General features: G+C 65.1%; 16 protein-coding genes and 1 pseudogene. 6 read left to right on the forward strand and 11 right to left on the reverse strand.

The window, feature by feature from the left end:
• Window positions 1–359: 359 nt before the first annotated feature.
• Together DQ353_RS17380 and DQ353_RS17385 are read left to right on the forward strand one after the other, a co-directional pair.
• Window positions 360–626: pseudogene (locus DQ353_RS17380) on the forward strand (alcohol dehydrogenase); the annotation flags it as partial.
• Between the two features lie 105 nt (window positions 627–731).
• Entirely contained in the window at window positions 732–1,004 is a 273-nt protein-coding gene (locus DQ353_RS17385) for a DNA gyrase subunit A (protein ID WP_113764452.1), read from the forward strand.
• Here the strand turns inward: DQ353_RS17385 and moeB are convergent.
• The 5 genes from moeB to thiO form a co-directional block, all read right to left on the reverse strand.
• Window positions 1,001–2,197: a molybdopterin-synthase adenylyltransferase MoeB gene (gene moeB, locus DQ353_RS17390; RefSeq protein WP_113764453.1), complete on the reverse strand. Its 1,197-nt coding sequence runs from the start codon at window positions 2,195–2,197 to the stop codon at window positions 1,001–1,003. The genes DQ353_RS17385 and moeB overlap by 4 nt on opposite strands.
• Before the next feature lie 142 nt (window positions 2,198–2,339).
• Complete coding sequence (locus DQ353_RS17395; protein WP_113764454.1) at window positions 2,340–2,999, reverse strand: 4a-hydroxytetrahydrobiopterin dehydratase; 660 nt, start codon at window positions 2,997–2,999, stop codon at window positions 2,340–2,342.
• A gap of 25 nt (window positions 3,000–3,024) precedes the next feature.
• Entirely contained in the window at window positions 3,025–3,828 is an 804-nt protein-coding gene (locus DQ353_RS17400; protein ID WP_113764455.1) for a thiazole synthase, read from the reverse strand.
• A gap of 48 nt (window positions 3,829–3,876) precedes the next feature.
• On the reverse strand, window positions 3,877–4,116 hold the full coding sequence (thiS, locus tag DQ353_RS17405; protein ID WP_113764456.1) for a sulfur carrier protein ThiS: 240 nt from the start codon (window positions 4,114–4,116) through the stop codon (window positions 3,877–3,879).
• Window positions 4,113–5,357 carry a glycine oxidase ThiO gene (gene thiO / locus DQ353_RS17410; protein WP_113764490.1) on the reverse strand — a complete coding sequence of 415 codons (1,245 nt, stop codon included), beginning with the start codon at window positions 5,355–5,357 and terminating at the stop codon, window positions 4,113–4,115. Before thiO ends, thiS begins: the two co-directional genes overlap by 4 nt.
• 142 nt (window positions 5,358–5,499) lie before the next feature.
• Here thiO and thiE point away from each other — a divergent pair, with 142 nt between their 5' ends.
• Window positions 5,500–6,180 (forward strand): thiamine phosphate synthase, encoded by a 681-nt coding sequence (gene thiE, locus DQ353_RS17415; protein WP_113764457.1) that lies wholly within the window; start codon window positions 5,500–5,502, stop codon window positions 6,178–6,180.
• Between the two features lie 73 nt (window positions 6,181–6,253).
• Here thiE and DQ353_RS17420 read toward each other — a convergent pair whose 3' ends face one another.
• Entirely contained in the window at window positions 6,254–7,456 is a 1,203-nt protein-coding gene (locus tag DQ353_RS17420; protein ID WP_113764458.1) for a M20 family metallopeptidase, read from the reverse strand.
• Between the two features lie 435 nt (window positions 7,457–7,891).
• On the reverse strand, window positions 7,892–8,293 hold the full coding sequence (locus tag DQ353_RS17430; protein WP_146755315.1) for a hypothetical protein: 402 nt from the start codon (window positions 8,291–8,293) through the stop codon (window positions 7,892–7,894).
• A gap of 407 nt (window positions 8,294–8,700) precedes the next feature.
• On the opposite strand from DQ353_RS17430, the gene DQ353_RS17435 reads away from it, so the two are divergent.
• From DQ353_RS17435 to DQ353_RS17445, 3 genes are read left to right on the forward strand one after another with little or no spacing between them, the layout of a single operon-like run.
• Window positions 8,701–9,588 carry an ABC transporter permease gene (locus DQ353_RS17435; protein WP_113764460.1) on the forward strand — a complete coding sequence of 296 codons (888 nt, stop codon included), beginning with the start codon at window positions 8,701–8,703 and terminating at the stop codon, window positions 9,586–9,588.
• A 50-nt stretch (window positions 9,589–9,638) separates the two neighbouring features.
• Window positions 9,639–10,700, forward strand: a complete 1,062-nt coding sequence (locus DQ353_RS17440; RefSeq protein WP_113764461.1) for a taurine ABC transporter substrate-binding protein — start codon at window positions 9,639–9,641, stop codon at window positions 10,698–10,700.
• The gene (locus DQ353_RS17445; RefSeq protein WP_113764462.1) at window positions 10,697–11,545 is read left to right on the forward strand and encodes an ABC transporter ATP-binding protein; all 849 of its coding nucleotides are present in this window, start codon (window positions 10,697–10,699) and stop codon (window positions 11,543–11,545) included. Before DQ353_RS17440 ends, DQ353_RS17445 begins: the two co-directional genes overlap by 4 nt.
• Window positions 11,546–12,148: 603 nt before the next feature.
• On the opposite strand, the gene DQ353_RS17450 is transcribed toward DQ353_RS17445, so the two are convergent.
• The 4 genes from DQ353_RS17450 to DQ353_RS17465 form a co-directional block, all read right to left on the reverse strand.
• Entirely contained in the window at window positions 12,149–12,964 is an 816-nt protein-coding gene (locus DQ353_RS17450) for an ExeA family protein (protein ID WP_113764463.1), read from the reverse strand.
• Window positions 12,961–14,508, reverse strand: a complete 1,548-nt coding sequence (locus DQ353_RS17455) for a DDE-type integrase/transposase/recombinase (RefSeq protein WP_181578472.1) — start codon at window positions 14,506–14,508, stop codon at window positions 12,961–12,963. The genes DQ353_RS17450 and DQ353_RS17455 overlap by 4 nt, the downstream gene beginning before the upstream one ends.
• Before the next feature lie 98 nt (window positions 14,509–14,606).
• The gene (locus tag DQ353_RS17460; protein ID WP_220094052.1) at window positions 14,607–14,984 is read right to left on the reverse strand and encodes a helix-turn-helix domain-containing protein; all 378 of its coding nucleotides are present in this window, start codon (window positions 14,982–14,984) and stop codon (window positions 14,607–14,609) included.
• Between the two features lie 459 nt (window positions 14,985–15,443).
• The gene (locus DQ353_RS17465; protein ID WP_113764466.1) at window positions 15,444–15,809 is read right to left on the reverse strand and encodes a hypothetical protein; all 366 of its coding nucleotides are present in this window, start codon (window positions 15,807–15,809) and stop codon (window positions 15,444–15,446) included.
• Window positions 15,810–15,825: the final 16 nt, after the last annotated feature.

Raw genomic sequence — 15,825 nt, forward strand, 5'->3', positions numbered from 1 at the left:
TCTTGGTCGATAACCATTCAAGAAGGCCCTGACGTCTATCCGGGACAAGGCACGCGGGAAGCCCCGAAAGATGCCTACAAGATTACGGCGTCAAGGCGCCCGCACCACGCTCAAATCCGTAGAGCCATGTTCGTTCGCGGGTGTTTGATTACAAAATCTGAGGTGCGGGGATGACCGATTTTGAAATATTAGAGCCATAGAATGGTTCACTGTCAGGGTCTTTCTTGTGGTTTTCTTGGTCGATAACCATTCAAGAAGGCCCTGACGTCTATCCGGGACAAGGCACGCGGGAAGCCCCGAAAGATGCCTACAAGATTACGGCGTCAAGGCGCCCGCACCACGCTCAAATCCGTAGAGCCCTTAACGGCACCCTGGTCAACGTCGGTGCCCCGGCCGAGCCGCTGCCGGTCAATGTCTTCTCGCTGATCACCGGCCGGCGCTCGTTTGCCGGGTCGATGATCGGCGGCATCCGCGAGACCCAGGAAATGCTCGACTTCTGTGCCGAGCACCGGATCGCCGCCGATGTGGAGGTCATCGCGGCCCAGGACATCAACAAGGCCTACGAGCGCGTGCTCGCCTCGGATGTGCACTACCGCTTCGTGATCGACACCGCCACCCTGGCCTGATCCGGGTCGCCGAACGCGACAGGCCGGCAACCGCAGGTCTGGTGCCCCTCCGCGGGTCAACACCAGACCTGCGGTTACGGGCCGGTTCCGTGGCAGGATGGCAACATGGAACAGGACCCGCACGACAAGACCCGCGCCGAGCTGCACATCCTTGAAGCCATGGTGCAGGCAATCGAGCGGCGCGAGGAGGTGTTCGCCGCCATTGAATCGGCTGAAACCCACGACGAAGCCTACGACGCGGTGGCGAAACTCCTGGGCATGGATGGGCTCCAGGCGCGCGCCGTCCTTGATATGCAGGCCAGGCGGTGGACGCAGGGCGAACGACGCAAGATCACCGACCATATTGCGGTGCTGCGCGCCGAGCCGGAACCAACCTAGGTCCGCACCCGGGTTTCCACCTTCAGCCAGGCATCGATCCCGCCGTCCAGGTGCACCACGTCGGTGTAGCCTGCCGCGGCCAGGGCTTCGAGTGCCTGCCCCGATCGCACGCCTGACTTGCAGTGCACCACCAGTGGAACATTCCGCGGAATCAGATCCAGCGCGGTTCCGTCCTTGACGCCGGCCAGGGGAACCAACACGGACCCGGGGATACGGGCGATCTCGAACTCGACCGGCTCGCGCACATCAAGCAGCACGAAGTCCTCCTCCCCCGTTTCCCGCCTGCCCAGTCGTTCGGCCAGCCCGTCAACGGAGACCAGGGCATTGTCCGTGGTCGCTTCGGCTTCGCTTGCGGTGAGCCCGCAGAAGATCTCGTAGTCGACCAGCTCGGTGATCGGCTCCGCCTCCGGGTCCTTGGCGATGCCCAGCTCGCGCCAGCGCGAAGTAAGCGCGTCGAAGACCAACAGCCTGCCCAGCAATGTTTCTCCGACCCCGGTGATCAACTTGACGGCCTCGGTGACCATGAGCGCCCCGATCGAGGCGCACAGCATTCCGAAGACCCCGCCCTCGGCGCAGGACGGAACCGTGCCCGCGGCCGGCGGTTCCGGGTAGAGGTCGCGGTAGTTCGGCCCGTGCTTGGCCCAAAAGACGCTCACCTGCCCGTCAAAGCGCAGGATGGAACCCCACACGTAGGGTTTGCCCAGCAGTGCCGCGGCGTCGTTGACGAGGTAGCGCGTGGCGAAGTTGTCCGCGCCATCCAGGATCACGTCGTAGCCGGCGAAGATCTCCAGGGCGTTGGTGGAGTCCAGGCGCACCGGGTGCAGCACGACGTTCACCCCCGGGTTGAGCTCGGTAATCGAGTCGCGGGCCGAGTCCAGCTTGGTGCGGCCAATGTCGTTGACCCCGTGGATGACCTGCCGCTGGAGGTTGCTCAGTTCCACCGTGTCGTCGTCGATGATTCCCAGCGTTCCCACTCCGGCGGCCGCCAGATACAGCAACGCGGGCGATCCCAGGCCGCCGGCACCGATGACCAGCACCTTGGCGTTCCGCAGCCGGCGCTGTCCCTCCAGCCCGATCTGGGGCATGAGTGCATGGCGGGAGTAGCGTTCCAGCTCCTCCCCTGACAGCGCCGGTCCCGGTTCCACCAACGGCGGCAACGGAAGAATGCTGTTTTCGACAAGTGCGTGTGTCAATGGGACCTACCTTGCTGGACATTGTTAGCGATGTGGATTGAATTTTCATTTGGGCATGGAAAGGTATCGATCATCGCTGCCAATGACCAATTTTGCGGACATCAATGGATATCCAGCATTGCCCGAAGCGGCAATGCAACCGTCAGCCGGCCTCGCGGCCCTTTTCCGTGCAGACGCAGAAGCGGTTTCCCTGGGCATCGGTGGCCACCACGAACCTGGGTGCCGCCCCGTGGTCCAGGCTCGCTCCGGTGGCTTGAAGCCCGTCGAGGATCGGCGCGCTTTCACTGAAGGGCACGGTGATGTCCAGGTGCAGGCGGTTGGCGTTGGGCGTGGTGGTTTTCTGGAACCAGAGGGCCGGTCCGCGCCCGAAGGGATCGACGAGGCTGCCGTCCTCCTGGCGCTTGTAGCCCAGGGCCAGACGCCAGGACTCCGAAATGGCATCCACGTCCTCGGTGTCGATGGCGATCTCCACGGTGTGCAGGAGCTCGGGCTTCGCGTCGGCCCCCGCGCTGGTCGCCTCGGCGGAGATCGAGCGGGCCAGCGCCGCGTCGCGCGCGGTCACCTTGCTGCCGGCGTCGTGCGAGGTCAGCGTGATGAACAACGTGTTGTAGCGCCAGTCGATATCCGGGTGGTGGTTGGCTTCCTGCGCCAGGGCCCCGATGGTGGCGAACAATGCCAGCGCCGAGGCAGAGGACTCGCACTTCAGCGCGGTGCGCAGCGCGCCCTGGCCGTAGCGCCACTGCGGCAGTGCGGTGAGGTTGGCATGGACTTGTTCCGTGGTCAGAACGTCTTTTGCGGGCATGGTGTGCTCCTTCGAGTTCCGGTTCTTACAGATCCGGGCGTCCCTCCATGGCGGAGGATGCCAAGGCGTGCGTGCGCCTCGGGATGCGCCCTGCTTGTGCCGCCAGTCTTCCACCAATGACCGCATGTCTAAAGGCCTGCGCCATGGCCACCGGGTCCTGGGCGCGGGTCACCGCCGAGGCGAGCAGCACCGCATCGCAGCCCAGCTCCATGGCCAGCGCGGCATCGGAGGCCGTGCCGATCCCGGCGTCCAGGATGACCGGCACCGAGGCCCTCGAGACGATCAATTCGATGTTGTGCGGGTTCAGGATCCCCAGCCCGGTGCCGATCGGGGCGCCCAGCGGCATGACCGCCGCGGCCCCAAGCTGCTCGAGGCGCAGCGCGAGCACCGGGTCGTCATTGGTGTAGGCGAAGACCTTGAAGCCGCGTGCCACCAGCGCCTCGGTGGCCTCCACGAGCTCCACGGCGTCGGGCAGCAGGGTGTGCTCGTCGGCAATCACCTCGAGCTTGACCCAGTCTGTTTCCAGGGCCTCGCGTCCCAGCTCGGCGGTCATCAGCGCCTCGCGGGCGGTGAAGCAACCGGCGGTGTTGGGCAGCACGCGGATGTTGTTTTCCAGCAGCAGGTCAAAGAGGTTGGTGCCGCCGGTGGAACCGGCGGCCGGCGCGCTGTAGCGGCGCATGGCCACCGTGGTCAGCTCGGTGCCGGAGGCCAGGAGTGCGGCGCCCAGCCCGTCCAGGCTCGGTGCCCCTCCGGTGCCCATGATGAGCCGGGAGCCCAGGGGGATGCCGTCGATGACCAGCGGGTCGGTTTCAAGCATTGTTTGGGTCATGGTGCTTCGATTCCTTCTAATGGGTCGGGGTCAAATACGGGAGTGTGTTCAGCCGCCCTGGACGGCGGTGACGATCTCGATGTCGTCATGGAGTTCAAGTGCCGTGGCCGACCACTGGCTGCGCGGGACGATCCCGGAGTTGCGGGCCACGGCCACGCCGAGGCGCCCGCCGTCAGCGGGCTTGCCGGTGGGAAGCAGCTCGCGGCCGGTGACGGTTGCGACCAGCTGGGACAGCGTGGTGCCGGCGGCCAGCGGGTGGGTGGCGCCGTTGAGTTGGATGGTGCTCATGGAATCTCCTGGGGTTGCAGTGCGGGCGAGAAACGGTCGGGGCGGAAGCGGTCCCAGGCGGGATCGCAAACCCCTGCCAGCAATTGGGTGGTGATGCGGGCGGCCATGGGGGCCAGCAGCACGCCGTGTCGGAAGAACCCGGTGGCGATGATCAGTCCGGGTATCCCGGTTCCGTCGCTTGCCGCGACGCGGCCCAGCAGCGGCGCGTTGTCCGGGGTTCCGGGGCGGGCGCGGGCGGTGGTTTCGATGAGTTCGAGCTCGGCGACAGCGGGCAGCAGCACCTGGGCGTCGCGCAGCAACTGGTGCACCGCTCCGGCATTGACGCCGGCCGAGCAGTCCTCGCGGGAGCTGGCGCCGATGACCACGGTGCCGTCGTTGCGCGGAACCACGTAGACCGGCAGCCCGCGGACCACCCCGCGCAGCGTGGCGGTGCACAGCGGGCGCAGGTGCTCGGGGACGCGCAACCGCAGGATGTCCCCGTGCACCGGGCGAAGCGGCAGCACCAGCCCCTCGGGCAGGGCGCCAAGGCCTGCGGCACCCAATCCGTTGGCGATGACGACCTCGCGGGCGTGGACGCTGCGCCCGTCATCCAGCAGCACCCCGCAGATCCGGGACCGCGTGTCGGCCGGGTCCTCGTGCAGCAGTGCGGTGACCCGGGCGCGCACCACGGTCTGGTCCTCGCCCCGGCCCTCCGCCCCGGCGGCGGCAATCAAGCGGGCTTCGATGGACGCTGCCACTGCCCTGGGGTCGACCTGGTGGTCATGGGCGATCAGGTGGGCGGCGCCAAGGTTCGGGGAGAGCAGGGGTTCGCGCTTCCGGGCCTCGCGAATGGTCAGCTGCGCCACGTCGAGCCCCTGGCTGGTTTGGGCCTCGCGCAGGTCGGCAAGCGCCGTGCGGTCCGCGGCATCCGCGCCCAGGGCCAACGTGGGCGTGAAGCGGAACCCGGTCTCCGGGTACCCGTCGTCGGCCAGTGCCCGGATGAAACCGGGCCAGAGCGCCGCGGAGGCCAGGGTCAAAGGAAGCAGGTTTTCTTCCTGGTAGTGCAGCTCGCTGACCGGGGCCAGCATCCCGGCGGCGGCAAAGGTCGCGCCGGTTCCGGGGGCCGGGTCGATGAGCGTGACGCGATGCCCGGCACGCTGGGCTTCCAGGGCGATGCCCAGTCCGATGATTCCACCGCCGATGACGGCAACGTCGGTGGACAAGTCGTGGGCAGCTAGGGGGTCGGGCGCGGTGCACGACATCGAGGTCTCCTTCCCTACGCCGGTATTAGCCGGATCAGGTTCCACGCCCCCGGTGTTCGGGTGGCGTCTGTCGGTCGGCGCAATCGGCGCCCTCTCAGCCAGCATTCCTGGCTCCCGCGGTACAGAAGCTAGTGTAGGGGATATGAGCCACATCACCGCCACAGATGACACCGCAGCCGTCTTAACCGCCCCGGGCATCGCCTCCGCCCGCCTCTACCTGTGCACGGATGCACGGAAGGAACGCGGGGATTTCGCCGATTTCCTGGCCGCCGCCTATGCCGGCGGGGTGGACGTCATCCAGCTGCGGGACAAGTCCCTGGATGCCGCGCAGGAGCTGGAATTGCTTGGTGTGCTGCGCGAGGTTGCGGCGGATGCCGGGAAGCTCTTCTCGGTCAACGACCGTGCGGATTTGGCGCTGCTCTCCGGTGCACCGGTGTTCCACGTGGGCCAGAAGGACCTCCCGCTGCCCGCCGCAAGGTCCCTGGTGGGCCCGTCGGTCATCGTCGGGCTCTCCAGCCACGATCCGGTCCAGATTTCCGCGGCGGCCACCGATGCGAACACCGACTACTTCTGCGTCGGCCCGCTGTGGGCCACCCCGACCAAGCCCGGGCGTGCGGCGGTCGGCCTGGAAATGGTGGAGCACGCCGCGTCCCTGGGCACGGACAAGCCGTGGTTCGCCATCGGCGGGATCGACCTGGGCAATGTCGAGCAGGTCGTTGCGGCCGGGGCATCGCGCATCGTGGTGGTCCGCGCCATCACCGAGGCGGAGGACCCCGCCGCCGCGGCGCAGGAGTTGCTCTCGCGCCTGCCTGAACTGGGCTGAAACGGCCAACACAAGGGCAACCGCAGGATTTGATCGACACCACGACCCCGCCCCGGGGCGAATCCGGCGGGATCTAGCGGCGGTAGGCGGCCGCGCAGAAACGCTCGCGCTCATCCGGAGTGGTCGCGGCACCGGCCACTGTCCGGGCCAGCGCGACGGCCGCCTCGAACATCACCGAGTACGCCTGCTCGGTGTCGGCCAGCGCGGTGAAGGCGTGCGAGTGGATGGAGGAATCGGCACCGGGGATCGAGAGCCACGGGTGCAGCGACGGGATGACCTGGGAGATGTTGCCCATGTCCGTGGACCCGCCGGCCAGCCCTGCAGCCGGCGTGACGTCCTTGCCGAGGGACTCCATGGCCGCGGTCCAGTGCGCGGCCAACGCGTCGTCCTGCAGCAGCGGCTCGTACAGCGGCTCCGTTTCCTCGAATTCCAGCCCGGTCCCGGTCGCCAGCGCGGCACCCTCGAAGCAGTTGCGCACCCGTACAAGAAGCGCCTCGTATTCGGGCAGCGTGAAGGCGCGGCACTCGAACTCGACCACGGTGCGCTCGGGGATGATGTTGGTGGCCACCCCGCCCTCGGCGATGAAGGACGCAATGCGGTGGTCGGTGGGGATCTGCTGGCGCAGCAGCCCCATCGCGACCTGCGCGAGGGTCGCGGCATCCCCGGCGTTGATGCCCAGGTGCGGGGCGGCCGCGGCATGCGAGGCCTTCCCGGTGAAGATGGCCCGGTAGCGACCCACCGCCTGGGCGGAGGTGCCGGCCGGGTTGTAGGACGTGCCGTCCTGCACCGGGTGCACCATCAGGGCCAGGGACACCCCGTCGAAGGCGCCGCGTTGAAGCATCAGTGCCTTGCCTCCACCGTGTTCCTCGGCCGGGGTTCCGATGGCCTTGAGCGTGATGCCCAGCTCGTCGGCCAGCGGGGCCAGGGCCAGGGCAGCCGCAACGGATGCGCCGGCAATCAGGTTGTGGCCGCAGGCATGCCCGACGCCGGGAAGCGCATCGTATTCCACGCAGAGGGCCACCGTCAGCTCGCCGGTACCGATACGCGCACTGAAGGCGGTGGGCAGGCCGCTGGTCCCGCGCTCGACGTCGAACCCGGCCCCGACCAGGAGATCGGCAATGGATGCCGAAGCCCGGTGCTCCGCGAAGGAGAGTTCCGGGTTGGCGTGGATGTCCTGCGCCAAGGCCAGCACGCGCTCGCGGTGCCGAGCGATCCCCTCGGAAATCCGCTGGTGAAGAGTGGTTTCGTTCGATCTTGTGGAATCGGCGCTGGTCATGGTTTCCTCATGGTTGCTGCTGTGGGCGCATCGTGCGGCCATGGATGAAGCCCCACAACCATATCGCCGGGCCGGAAGTGCCACCAAGAAGTTCGACAGGTTCCCCCATGGAATCCCGGGGTGCCTGCGAGTCGGACCCAGCAAGCTCTCGTTGCACCTCGCCGTTCCGTTGCCATCCCGGGCCCATGCCATGGCTCAAGTGCATGGGAACACCGGGAAGGGTTCGCAACTGGTCAGACGAAGAGGGAAGGGGGTCTTGTCGGCTCGGCCCCCCGGCGGGTGCTGGGTGCATTACCGTGTCGTCGATATCCCCGGCATCGCGTCGCTGAAACCGGAACAAGACGTTGAGCTGGAGTGGGAACAAGCCCGGCAGGACGGCTTTGGTTTCCGGGCGCTGGCGGTCAGGCCCACCGGCAGCAAAGACGTTTCTGCGTCCTAGATCTCCAGCATGCCTCCGTGCGCCTCCCCAATGCCAGGCAGGTCGTTGGTGCCCGGTCCTTCATCAGGTGAATGCCGGCGTACCCGTGGATCATGATGCGGCCCGTCTCGTCGAACACCCGCAACGAGCGCCGAAGTCGGCCACCGGAATAGTAGGGATGTCGAAGGGAGACCCTGGCGAGGCTCTCCGGCCACGGCCACCTCCACCCGGGCATCGCTGATGCCGTCCGCGATCGGGAAGGATTCCCCGCTGGCGGCGCGCCAATATGCGTCCATGTAGGCAAACTGCCCGGTGATGCCGTCGACCGCCGCCGGTTCCTGCGTCGCGGTCAGCGCCGCCCGGTTCCACCTGGTTCCCGGAATGCCGTCCGGTTCGATGTCCTCCGGATCTACGGACAACACGGAATCCTCGTCTTTCCAAGAGGCCTCGACAAGTTCGCCCCGTCCCTGTGGAACGAAGTCCCTGCACCGCACCCGCGTGGGAAGGTCCACGTCTCGGGGCAGGCCGCTTCCACGAACGATCCCCTATTCGCCTTGCAACAACCAGAGGCATGATCCCAAAAGCCAGGAGCGTTCTTGCCGCATGCCGTTTTTTGGGCCGCCGACTGTGCGACTAGCGCTTGCAGCCTAAGCGAATCCGGCGGGCTGGTCTCCTTTTTTGTACGTCACTTGGTTCTATGCACGTTCCGAAACCTTGGCTACGTTTATCCCACCACTCAAACGTGATCTCGTTCACATCCGATGGGGCTTGGGATCTCTGCCACTTCTGTTGGGTCGTTCGAGACGTCAGACCTAGAAGGGCTTCCATGTCCACCATCGTTATCACCGCGCCCGATGATCAACAGGGGACTTCCACCCCCGGCAAGAAGTCAAGGAATCATGCACGGACCGCACGGAGGCGACAGACGGCAATCCGCCTCGCGGTTTTTGCAGCCTTCCTGATTCTTTGGTGGGGCGTAACGGCTGCGGGCCTGGTAAAACCATTGTTCCTGCCATCACCCGGGGCTGTCTGGCATGCCGCCGTCCAGGCGAACTCGTGCCGTCCCGTAGCCGCTGGAGTCGAACGCCTCGTCTGCGGCGAGCAGAACTACTTCATGTGGGAGCACTTGATCGCCAGCCTGCAGCGGATCGGCGTCGGCGTGGGCATGGCCATCGTGTTTGGCGTGGCCCTGGGCTTCATCATGGGCACGATAAAACCCATCAACACGGTCATTGAGCCGTACCTGAACTTCCTTCGCTCGCTACCACCGCTGGGCTACATTGGCTTGCTGATTGTCTGGTTCGGCATTGGAGACGTTTCGAAAATCTGGCTGTTGTTCCTCGCCGCGTTCCCGCCGATTGCGATGGCCACCATTTCCGGGGTGGGCGGAATCCGGCAGGCCCGGATTCACGCAGCACAGTCCCTGGGCGCGTCCCGGTGGCAAGTCATGACAAACGTCATCCTGCCTTCCAGCCTGTCGGAAATCTTCAGCGGCATCCGCATTGCCGTCGGCTTCGCGTGGACCACCGTAGTGGCAGCCGAGCTAAACAACGGCATCCCGGGTATCGGCGGGCTGGCGTACATTTCCGGTACCCAACTGCAGACACCCCTGACCATCGCCTGCATCATCGTCATCGGCATCTCTGCCATCGCCCTGGACGCCCTCATCAAGAACCTCGGGCGCGTCCTCGTTCCGTGGCACGGCAAGGCATGACCGTCCCTTTCCGCACTCGAACCGCCCGCACCTCAACAGAAAGACTCATCATGACGAAGCTTCCTTCCGGAGCACGTAGCGCCGCCGCTGTTGTCGCCCTACTGGCTATGGCCCTGTCCGGCTGCGCCAGCGCGTCGGAGCGCACCGCCGGAACCTCAACCTGCCCGTTTGCACCCGATGAATCCATTACTGCCACAGCACGTATTGCCTATCAGCACATTCCAAACGGGGATCTGATCGTCAAGGACCAGGGAATTCTCGAAGCATGCATGCCCAATGCGAAAATTACGTGGAGCAAGTACGACTCGGGTGGAGACGTCGTGCAGGCTTTCGGTTCCAACTCCGCCGATTTGGGGCTGATCGGATCGAGCCCCGCTACGAAGGCGCTCTCAGCTACATTGAACATCGATATGAAGGTGGTTTGGCTCCATGACGTCATTGGAGCCGCAGAGTCCCTCATCGCCAAGGACACCTCAGTCAAGTCAATTGCGGATCTAAAGGGCCGGACGATCGCCGTTCCCTTTAGTTCCACAGCCCACTACAGTCTGCTCAACGCCCTGAGGGAGGCGGGCCTGGATACCGCCAAGGATGTCAAGGTCATCAATTTGTCGCCCGACAAGGTGATCGGCGCGTGGCAAAGCGGCGAGGTTGACGCCGCCTGGGTCTGGGACCCGACCTTGACGCAGCTCAAAGCGGAAGGGACCGTGGTGACAGGCAGCGGTGAGACTGCCGAAGCCGGGTTCCCGACGTTCGATGCAGCGGGCGCCACCACTGCTTTCATATCAGCCAATCCTGGCTTCATGGATGTGTGGACCAAGAGCCAGGACTACGCCGTGGAACTTATCAACGAGGATCCGAAGGCCGCCGCGGTCTCCGTGGCAGTCGAGTTGGGAATCTCCCCTGAGGAGGTCGAAAAACAGTTCACGGGGTACAAGTATTTGACGGCGGAAGAGCAGGGCGGTGCCGAGTACTTCGGCGGCAAGCTCGCAGGAGACATCCATAAAACAGCTGGGTTCCTCCACGGCGAGGGTGAAATCTCGGCCGTGGGCAACGAACAGGCCTACACCGACGGGCTCTATGGCGCGTCGATCTCCAAGGCGGGCACCAAATGACAGCGGTGGCCAACGGGCCCATTGCAGGCTCTGTACCCTCCGGACGTCGGGTGGTCCTCGAGAATATCTCCCAGTGCTACACAACCGACAGCGGGGATACTGTGCACGCGGTCTCGGATACCTCCATCACTGTCGAGTCCGGCGAGTTTGTATGCATTGTTGGTCCGTCAGGCTGTGGCAAAAGCACCCTCATGGACATGCTTGCAGGGTTTCTCACCCCTACCCAGGGCACTGTCACCATCGGCGGGGAAAGAATCTCGGGACCCGGACAGGATCGCGGCGTCGTCTTCCAACAGCCAAACCTGTATCCCTGGCTCAGCGTGCGAAAGAACGTGGAACTTGGGCTAAAGCTCCGGAAGATTCCGGCCTCCGTTCGCCGTGACGAAGCGAAGCGCTACCTGGAAATGGTAGGGCTGGAGCAGTTCATGGACCGCAAGCCCTATGAGCTCTCCGGCGGTATGCAGCAACGCTGCCAGATTGCCCGCGTTCTCGCCAACGACCCCGAGATCATCCTCATGGATGAGCCATTCGGCGCCCTGGATGCGCTGACACGTGAACGGATGCAGGTTGAACTGCTGCAAATCTGGCGAAAAAGAAAGAAGACCGTCTTCTTCATTACGCACAGTGTCGAGGAGGCAATTTTTCTCGGGACGCGGGTACTGGTGATGAGTGCGCGTCCTGGACGCATCATCCTCGACGAGACGATCAACATTAGTGACGAGAACGGTTCCCCGCTTGGTGCAGAGCTGAGATCCGCACCCGAATTCGTCCGTCTCCGGGACAAGGTATCCACCGCCATCTACGAAGCGCAGGGCGTTACGGGAATGTCTCCCGCCCAGCATTAACGTGGCCAGGCGCGCGCCTTGGCGCAACCAGCAATTTCGCACTTTGGGAGTAGCTGGTTGGCGTCTCCCATCGCACCGCATGGTCCCGGCCGAATCCGCCTTCCGTGGCGAACGGCCGGGACCACGGGGACGTTGTTCCCTCGGCCGGGCCACGGGTCGGGCCCGGCCACAGGACTTGGCGGGGCCGTTGGCCGCTTCCTCGCCTTCATCCCAACAGGCCGAACCACCTCCAACGGCGACCTGGGTTCCGGGGCCGCCATCAATTGCGTTGATTACAAGCAGACCCGTTCGCGGGACGTGAAGCGGTCCGGCCTGGAAAGCGTCGGGTTGGATTGTGCCGGCTGTCCATGCGAAGCCGGGAGCGCTGAACTTCGACTCTCCGGAAGCACTGGGTGGGAGTGGGAGTTCCAGTGAGCGGGTGGAGGCCTACCGGTCCCGGCTCGATGCCGAATTCGGGGTCCGGTGTTGACCGCTGCGTTATTTGACGACGAAGCCGCCAACTCGTTTGACGACGGACCGAGCAGGGAAACGCCCCGCCAGGACCGATCTGGCGGGGCGTCATCGTCAAGGCGGCGGGCTGGTCGTCACCGGTGCCGGGTGCGGTTACTCGGTGAATTCACTGACCGCCGATTGCGCCGCGGATTGGTCCACGATCGCGCCCTGCGCCGAGCGGGTTGCCATCAACGCAGCCAGGGCCAGGTTGTTCACCGTGCGGGGATAGCCGCGCGAGGCCTGGTGGATGACCTTGATCGCGTCCTCGGAAAACAACGGATCGGCCCGCCCGGCAAACCCCAGGTGTCCCTTGATGTATTCGGTGGTGTCCTCCACGTTCATGGGACCGATGGTGTAGCGGGTTCCGATGCGCTGGTCCAAAGCCGAGAGCACCGCCATCTTCAACTGCCGCCGCAGGGTGGGCTGGCCGATCAGCAGCAAGGCGAAATGCGACTCCGTATCCATCGAAACATTCGACAACATCCGCAACGCTTCGAGGTCCTCAACCGAAAGCAAATGCGCTTCGTCAATCAGGATGACCGGCAGGCGGGAACGCTCATCGAGTTCCCCGGCAAGCAGGGACGCGGCCTGGGCCGCCAGGGCCCCGGAGAAGAAGGAGGGTGTGGCACCCAGGGCGCTGACGATCGCCGAACGGATCCCGCGGATGCCAATGGTCGGATCCGGGACATAGATGATCTGATGCCGGGATGGTTCCAACTGGTCCAGGGCGGCCCGGGCCGCCACCGTCTTCCCGGCCCCGACCTCACCGGCGATCACTCCTATGCGGCGTTCGGCGATGCACCACCGGATGCGGGCAACCGCTTCGCGGTGCCCTGGGTGCTGGGTCAGTGCCGCCGGCGGGATGGCACGACCAAAGGGAAGCCTGGTGAAACCGAAGTGGCTTTGCAGCGTGGAGATCGTATTCATCGGATGGCCTCGGCTTTCTGCTCGGTGCACGCATGGATGTCGGCGAAGCTGATCGGCGCGGCCGTGAGGGATTCGCGGTGCCGGGTCGCGACCAAATCCAGGTAGTTGATCCCGGTGCTGATGTTGGTGGACGTGTCGTTGTCCCGCGCGGCGTTGGTGACCTTGGCATGCACGTGCCGTCCGATCTTGAGGACTTTTGCTTGCCCGGCCGGGTGGCCGTGGTGGTTGTTCACGGTGACCTTCCCGTCCAGATCGAAGGGGTCATAAACCAATTCCACCCTCGTTCCGGCCAGCAGCGGATCGACCTCGTAGGTGTTCGAGTGCAGGGACACCGTCCCGGTCTTGGTCACCGTGCGGACATCGGACCAGAGGAACGCCTCGCGGATCTCATCAAGGGATTTGCGCACCGGTTCCCGGTGTTCCCAGGCCGCTTCCCACCGGGCCAGGGGTGTTTGTCCGGTGGTGCTGTGTTGCTGGTGGTGATAGACCATGTTCACCCATCCGGTGAACAGCGTGTTCAGTTCCTTCAGGGAGCTGATCTGGGAGCCGGCCGCCGGGTCGGTGCCCGGGAGCATGGGCGTATCGGTGACGGTGATTTCTCCCAGGAACTGGCTGGTGACAGTCGAAAAGAAGCGTTCGATCTTTCCGCGGCCCTGGGGCCGGTACGGGGCCGAGTGCACGAGCCTGATACCGAGTTTTGCGCAGGTTCGGGACAGGGACTTGTCAATCATTGCGCCGCCGTTGTCGAGGTAGGCGACCTCGGGTATGCCGTAGGTCTGCAGGGCCGGGCGCAGTACCGCGCTCAGCCTGATGGCATCCTCGGCGAAGGCCCAGCGAGCGGCGGTGACCATCCTCGAATGGTCATCCAGGAACGCGAACAGGTAGGTTTTCCTGCCGTTGATCTTCGGCCCGTGCAGGGCGTCGCCCACCCAAATTTCATTTGGATGGTCACTTTCGAAGCGGCCGGTGGCAAGCGGTCGAACACCGGTGGAAATATCCTTGGACCGGAAGTGGCGCAGCAATGTGGTCTCCGACGGGGCGGTGCCCATGGCTTCGGTGATGATCCTCTTGACCTGAGCCGCGGTCCGATGCGGTTTCTCCCGCTTCAGAGATTCGGCCAGGGCCAGCACGGTCGAATCGGTCACCGGGGTGGAGGCGCGTTCGTCGGGCTTCAGCCCGTCGAAGCCGCGTGACTGCCAGGCCCCGATCCAGCGGTCCAGGGTCTCGCGGGAGTAGCGGCGCGTGCCACCGAACGGCCACGGATGATCAACCTGCGCCAGGGACCGGACCAGTGGCCCACGTTGCCGGGTGGTCAACGACGCATCGGCCGCGGCCCGGATGACCTGGTATCGGAAGAGGGCGATCTTCTCGCGGTGTTCCTTGCGCATCAGCACGGTGGTGGCCCGCGGTGCCGGATTCTGCGGTACCGGGGAACCCGTAGGCGCCGGCTCCGATACGGCGGCGTCCGCGGGGACCTGCGGGACGGAGGCAGGTGGCTGCGGGGCAGCACCAAGCCCGGCGGGTAGGTGGGTTGAGGCACTCATCATCGAAAAGATCCTTCCGGTGGGGTGAAACACGGGTCCGTGCCGCCCCCTGGGAACCGGAAACGACACGTGAACCCCACCTTCGCCCATTTACCGCTTCAGCGGCAGGGCGGGCTGGTGTTGCATCTTTCGGGCCACCCAACCTCACTGAAGAACCACGGCCCATGCGCAAACAGGGCAGCGGAATGCCACGTCAGGGTGACCACGACGCCCCGGGCCGTGCTGTGTAGGTGGGACAGGACCCGGGCGTGGGCCATCAGCATGCCCAACGCATTGGCGATGGCGGTCTTTGCGGGTGCCGGCCAGAATCCCAGGGCCTCGGCGGTCGCCCGGTGCACCCGGGCGGTGAAGGCCTCGGTGATGGCCGGGATGTTGGTCTTGAAAGTGCGGATCCAGTCCCGCACCGTGCTCTCGGGCCGCCCAAGCCTCGCAGCGATTTTCCGATGCCCCAGCCCCTCGACGGCGTTCAATTCCACGGCCTCAGCAAGCACTTCCATGTGGTCGGCCCGGCGGCAGGCAAACTCGGCGGGCAACAGAATATGGGTGGCTTCGCAGCCGCAGCAAATGGCCCTGCGCGGGGTGAACCAGCGGTTTTCCACCGGTGTTCCGCAGCGGATGATCCGCGCCACCCCGAAGCCCCAGGGCCGCAGCAAGCCCTGGCAAAGAGGGCAATCAAGTTCACGGCGTGAGAGCTGATATTCGACAGTGGCCGGATCGTGGCTTACGGTAAGCAGAGCGCGACTCGATTTCGCGTCAGAACGACCTGGTGCGGCCTTAGAAACTGGCACCGGGTCGTTCGTCTTTTAAGTCCTCGGGCGGAAATCCAAGAACAAGGGTCTGTCGTCAGCCTGACGCCGCCGACGAAGAACGTCAAGGGGCCGACAGGGAAATCTGGAAGCAAACACCTCGTCGTCAGGCCTGGTGACTACTCGCGGTCATCCACTGCGACGCGTAACAGTCCGGCAACTCAAGAACCTGCACTTCGTCTCGTTCTCGCCCTTGCACCACTGCACCGAACACAGCATCCATACCCACACTCCACCCGCTTCTTGGTCCTGCAGGCCGTCCACTTGCAGCGCCGCGAAGCCAAGCATGCCGACACAGGCCACTGCGTGCGCGAACTCCTCGAACGGCTGGCCAGCGTCCAGGAAATCGTCAGGCTCATCCCTTCGCCCGGCGACCGGCCCGAGGCCCGGCGCATGTTCACCGAGGAGATCGAGACCCCTGCAGGGCTTGCCGAGGTCTTCGAGCTCGCCAAGCAGGCCCCGAAGAAAGCTGGGGCCTGCATTTGCGGGTGGCATAAACCATACCTGAATA

The sequence above is a fragment of the Arthrobacter sp. AQ5-05 genome (genome assembly GCF_003287975.1).
Lineage (GTDB): Bacteria > Actinomycetota > Actinomycetes > Actinomycetales > Micrococcaceae > Paeniglutamicibacter.

Excerpts from the sequence above, each read along its gene's own strand:
- DQ353_RS17445 (WP_113764462.1), top strand. The coding sequence starts at position 10,697 with ATGACAGCGGTGGCCAACGGGCCCATTGCAGGCTCTGTACCCTCCGGA.
- DQ353_RS17465 (WP_113764466.1), bottom strand. The coding sequence starts at position 15,809 with ATGCCACCCGCAAATGCAGGCCCCAGCTTTCTTCGGGGCCTGCTTGGC.
- DQ353_RS17440 (WP_113764461.1), top strand. The coding sequence starts at position 9,639 with ATGACGAAGCTTCCTTCCGGAGCACGTAGCGCCGCCGCTGTTGTCGCC.
- DQ353_RS17395 (WP_113764454.1), bottom strand. The coding sequence starts at position 2,999 with ATGCCCGCAAAAGACGTTCTGACCACGGAACAAGTCCATGCCAACCTC.
- thiS (WP_113764456.1), bottom strand. The coding sequence starts at position 4,116 with ATGAGCACCATCCAACTCAACGGCGCCACCCACCCGCTGGCCGCCGGC.
- DQ353_RS17420 (WP_113764458.1), bottom strand. The coding sequence starts at position 7,456 with ATGACCAGCGCCGATTCCACAAGATCGAACGAAACCACTCTTCACCAG.
- DQ353_RS17455 (WP_181578472.1), bottom strand. The coding sequence starts at position 14,508 with ATGAGTGCCTCAACCCACCTACCCGCCGGGCTTGGTGCTGCCCCGCAG.
- DQ353_RS17435 (WP_113764460.1), top strand. The coding sequence starts at position 8,701 with ATGTCCACCATCGTTATCACCGCGCCCGATGATCAACAGGGGACTTCC.
- DQ353_RS17385 (WP_113764452.1), top strand. The coding sequence starts at position 732 with ATGGAACAGGACCCGCACGACAAGACCCGCGCCGAGCTGCACATCCTT.
- thiO (WP_113764490.1), bottom strand. The coding sequence starts at position 5,357 with ATGTCGTGCACCGCGCCCGACCCCCTAGCTGCCCACGACTTGTCCACC.
- thiE (WP_113764457.1), top strand. The coding sequence starts at position 5,500 with ATGAGCCACATCACCGCCACAGATGACACCGCAGCCGTCTTAACCGCC.
- DQ353_RS17450 (WP_113764463.1), bottom strand. The coding sequence starts at position 12,964 with ATGAATACGATCTCCACGCTGCAAAGCCACTTCGGTTTCACCAGGCTT.
- DQ353_RS17400 (WP_113764455.1), bottom strand. The coding sequence starts at position 3,828 with ATGACCCAAACAATGCTTGAAACCGACCCGCTGGTCATCGACGGCATC.